This is a genomic window from Streptomyces aureus, assembly GCF_001418135.1.
Taxonomy (GTDB): Bacteria; Actinomycetota; Actinomycetes; order Streptomycetales; family Streptomycetaceae; genus Streptomyces; species Streptomyces aureus_A.
In genome coordinates, this window is the sequence record NZ_LIPQ01000631.1 from 1 (window position 1) to 4,109 (window position 4,109).

The following is a 4,109-nucleotide window of genomic DNA, read 5'->3' on the forward strand; positions in this document are numbered from 1 at the left end:
CCCGGGGCACACCCCCGCGTGGGGGAGCCCGCCCGTGCGGGGACCTGGCCGCGCACAGGGGGACGGCCCGCCCCCCTCCCCGGGGACGGGCCGTGCCTGTGTGGACGGGGGCGTCCTAGAACGCGGCCTCGTCCAGGTCCATCAGCGAGCCGTCGACGGCCTCGGCGAGGGCGCGCTCGGCGCTCACGCCCGGCAGGACGTTGGCGGCGAAGAACTTCGCGGCCGCGATCTTGCCCTGGTAGAAGGCGACGTCCTTGCCGGTCGCGCCGGCGGCCAGCTTCTCGGCGGCGACGGCCGCACCGCGCAGCAGCAGGTAGCCGACGACGACGTCGCCGGAGGCCAGCAGCAGGCGGGTGGTGTTGAGGCCGACCTTGTAGATGTTCTTGACGTCCTCGCCGGTGGCGGTGAGGTCGGTGATCATCGTGCCGACGATGCTCTCCAGGTCGACGGCGGCCTTGGCCAGCGCGTCGCGGGCGCCGGCCAGGTCCTCGCCGCCGGTGCCGACCGCGAGGAACTTCTTGATCTCCTCGGACAGCGCGTTCAGGGACGCGCCCTGGTCGCGGACGATCTTGCGGAAGAAGAAGTCCTGGCCCTGGATGGCCGTGGTGCCCTCGTAGAGGGTGTCGATCTTGGCGTCCCGGATGTACTGCTCGATCGGGTACTCCTGCAGGAAGCCGGAGCCGCCGAAGGTCTGGAGCGACTGCGCGAGCTGCTCGTAGCCCTTCTCGGAGCCGTAGCCCTTGACGATCGGGAGCAGCAGGTCGTTCAGGCCGTGCAGCGCCTTGGCGTCCTCGCCGGCCGCTTCCTTGATCGCGATCTCGTCCTGCACGGAGGCCGTGTAGAGGACGAGGGAGCGCATGCCCTCGGCGTACGCCTTCTGCGTCATGAGCGAGCGGCGGACGTCGGGGTGGTGCGTGATGGTGACCTTGGGCGCGGCCTTGTCCATGAAGTTCGCCAGGTCGGTGCCCTGGACGCGCTCCTTGGCGTACTCCAGGGCGTTGAGGTAGCCCGTGGAGAGGGTGGAGATCGCCTTCGTGCCGACCATCATGCGGGCGAACTCGATGATGAGGAACATCTGGCGGATGCCGTCGTGCTTGTCGCCGATCAGCCAGCCCTTGGCGGGGTGCTGGTCGCCGAAGGTCATCTCGCACGTGTTGGAGGCCTTGAGGCCCATCTTGTGCTCGACGTTGGTGGCGTAGACGCCGTTGCGCTCGCCCAGCTCGCCGGTCTCCCAGTCGAACTCGAACTTCGGGACGAGGAAGAGGGAGAGGCCCTTGGTGCCGGGTCCGGCGCCCTCGGGGCGGGCGAGGACGTAGTGGAGGATGTTCTCCTCCATGTCGTGCTCGCCGGACGTGATGAAGCGCTTCACGCCCTCGATGTGCCAGGAGCCGTCCTCCTGCTGGGTGGCCTTGGTGCGGCCGGCGCCGACGTCCGAGCCCGCGTCGGGCTCGGTGAGCACCATGGTGGAGCCCCAGCGCTTCTCGACGGCGATCTGCGCGACCTTCTTCTGCGCCTCGTTGCCCTCGGTGTAGAGGATGCCGGCGAAGGCCGGGCCGGAGGAGTACATCCAGATGGCCGGGTTCGAGCCGAGCAGCAGCTCCGCGTACGCCCAGATCAGGGAGCGCGGGGAGACGGTGCCGCCGATCTCCTCGGGGATGCCCAGACGCCAGTACTCGGACTCCATGAAGGCGTTGTACGACTTCTTGAAGGTGGCCGGCACGGGGGCGGTGTTGGTCTCCGGGTCGAAGACCGGCGGGTTGCGGTCGGCGTCGGCGAAGGACTCCGCGAGCTCGTTCTCGGCGAGGCGGCGGATCTCGTCGAGGATGCTCTTGGCGGTCTCGACGTCCATCTCCTCGAACGGCCCGGAGCCGTACACCTTGTCGCGGCCGAGGACCTCGAAGAGGTTGAACTCGATGTCGCGGAGATTCGACTTGTAGTGCCCCATGGCGACGGCTCCGTAAAGGCTCGGGGAGGCGGATGTCCTGGTACGCGAGCGTGGTCGTGCTCGTACTACCGGTGGGTAGCCCACGCTTCTCTACGATGATGCTACCCACCGGTAATAAGAGCAACCCCTATCCGGCCATCTGTGACACGAGCCGCAGAAAAAGGGCCCGGGGCATGTGCCCCGGGCCTTCCTCACGCGATCTGTGCTCTCAGTACAGACCCTTCAGGTCCGTCCCCTCGGGGGCCCGGAAGCAGCCGGAGGCGACGGTGACGCCGATCAGGTTCTTCTTCTTCGGGTCCGTGCTGCCGACCCACAGCTCCGCGTTGACGGCGAAGTGCTCCTTCTCGGATTCCGCGAGGAGCTCCAGGCTCTTGGCCTTGCTGTTGTTCGGGCCGTACGAGACGACCTTCCAGCCCTTGGCGGGCAGGGCCTGCCGCAGCCGCTCGAAGCCCTGCTTCAGCTCCTCCTCGGAGACGTCGTACACCGACCAGGGGTGGCGGATCATGAAGAGGTGCTCGGGGTCCTCCTGGCACGTGGAGGCACCGGCGCCGCCCGGGGTCGTCTTGCCCTTGGGCAACCCGATCATGTCGAAGATCTCGCTGGAGACCTCCTTGGTGCGCGTCCGCGCCTTCTCGACGTCGAGGGTCGTCGGGGTGTAGCCGAGGTCGTCGGCACCGCCGGTGTCGTTCATGGAGCATCCCGTCGCGAGGGTGGTGAGGCAGAGGAGGAGGACGCCGAGCGCCGCCCCGCGGGTCCTGGTGCGGTGGTTGGTGGGGTTCATCAGTCCTCGTTCACCTTGTCGTATTGGCCCGCCACGACCTTGGCCTGGTTCCTGAGGCTCTCCGAGTCCCGCGTCCAGTAGTCGGTGTGGCCGCTGGTGTCCACGTCCATCCGGTGCGCCCCGAACAGCTCGTCCGACGGCACGGTCTGCACGTACCCGGCGTTGAACGGAACACCGTTCCAGGTCTCGACGCCCCAGGTGTAGCCGCCGAGACCGGCGACCTTGCCGCCCGCCGGCACCACGTCGCTCGTCGCCGCCTCGGACCAGACGTGGTCCTTGCCCACGTCGAGGTCCTCGGCCCTGCCGGTGAGCATGCCGGGGCTGCCGACCGCCACGATGTCGTCGGCGGCCAGATCGCCCTTGTTGGAGGCGTCGCCGACGACCGTCGAACCGTAGCTGTGGCCGATGATCGTCGTGTGGCTGTTGTCCGGGCCGCCCTGCGCGGTCTCCAGGCCGTCCATGAACTGGAGCAGCTTCGGCGAGCCGTTGTACGCGTAGTCCTTCTGCGTGGCATCGGTCATGACCGACTGCGGAGCCTCGTAGCCGAACCAGGTGATGGTCGAGACGCTCTCACCCGGTGCCCACTTCTGGGTCTCCCGCCACATGTCGGTCATCCGGCTGATGTCCTCGTCGAAGTTGTTCAGGTTCGTCTTCGTGCCCGGCACGTAGACGGCGGTGTGGTCGGCGGTGTCGGGGTTGCCGTTGGCGATGATCGCCCGCCCGATGCCTTCCTTGTCGTAGCCGAGGAGGTACGCCTCCGGGAGGCCCTCCTTGCCGGTGGCGTCGAACCGGGCCTGGATCGAGTCGCTGCCCTTGAGCTGCTCCTTCAGCCGCTCCTGCTCCTTCTGCCACTGCTTGTACTCGGGGCTGAGGACGGCGGCCGGGTAGCTGCCGTTCGGGTTCGGGATGTACTGGTTCGGCGCGGGTTTGTTCAGGTCCGTCTGGATCTGCGCCCTGTTCTCGGCGAAGACCATCCGGTTGGCGTCGTCGCGGACCGAGGACGGGATGCCGTCGAGGGCGCCGACGGAGGCCGGGTACAGCGTGGCGTACTCGTCGCGCTGCTCCTGGCTGAGGCCGTTCCACCAGTCGGCGTTCTCCTTGGCGGACTTGCCGTGCGGGATCCTGTCGTCGTCGGCGTACTTCCCGGCGGCCTGCTGGAGGGCCTTGGTGTCGGCGGCGGCGTCGACGAGGTCCTCGGCGCTGACCTCCAGACCGGGGTCGGCCTTGAGCCTGCGCAGGGCGGCGGCGTACCGGCTGTCGATCTCGTCGGCCTCGCGGACGGCGTCGCCGATGCGCTCGGCGATGTCCTCGGCCTTGCCCTTGTTGGCGTCGGCGCTGCCGACCCCCTCGCCCTTGCCGGGCGCGAGGGGGACGGGGGCGCCG

At 68.6% G+C, this 4,109-nt stretch carries 3 protein-coding genes; all 3 read right to left on the reverse strand.

Annotated elements, in window-relative coordinates; genetic code table 11:
* Positions 1-115 precede the first annotated feature (115 nt).
* Positions 116-1,945, reverse strand: coding sequence for an acyl-CoA dehydrogenase (locus AOK00_RS35410; RefSeq protein WP_055604207.1), 1,830 nt, complete (start codon positions 1,943-1,945; stop codon positions 116-118).
* Positions 1,946-2,153: 208 nt separating this feature from the next.
* The gene (locus tag AOK00_RS35415) at positions 2,154-2,726 is read right to left on the reverse strand and encodes a hypothetical protein (protein WP_055604208.1); all 573 of its coding nucleotides are present in this window, start codon (positions 2,724-2,726) and stop codon (positions 2,154-2,156) included.
* On the reverse strand, positions 2,726-4,109 hold a 1,384-nt coding region (locus AOK00_RS35420; RefSeq protein WP_055604209.1), incomplete at its 5' end, for an alpha/beta hydrolase. The genes AOK00_RS35415 and AOK00_RS35420, both read right to left, overlap by 1 nt.

Excerpts from the sequence above, each read along its gene's own strand:
- AOK00_RS35410 (WP_055604207.1), bottom strand. The coding sequence starts at position 1,945 with ATGGGGCACTACAAGTCGAATCTCCGCGACATCGAGTTCAACCTCTTC.
- AOK00_RS35415 (WP_055604208.1), bottom strand. The coding sequence starts at position 2,726 with ATGAACCCCACCAACCACCGCACCAGGACCCGCGGGGCGGCGCTCGGC.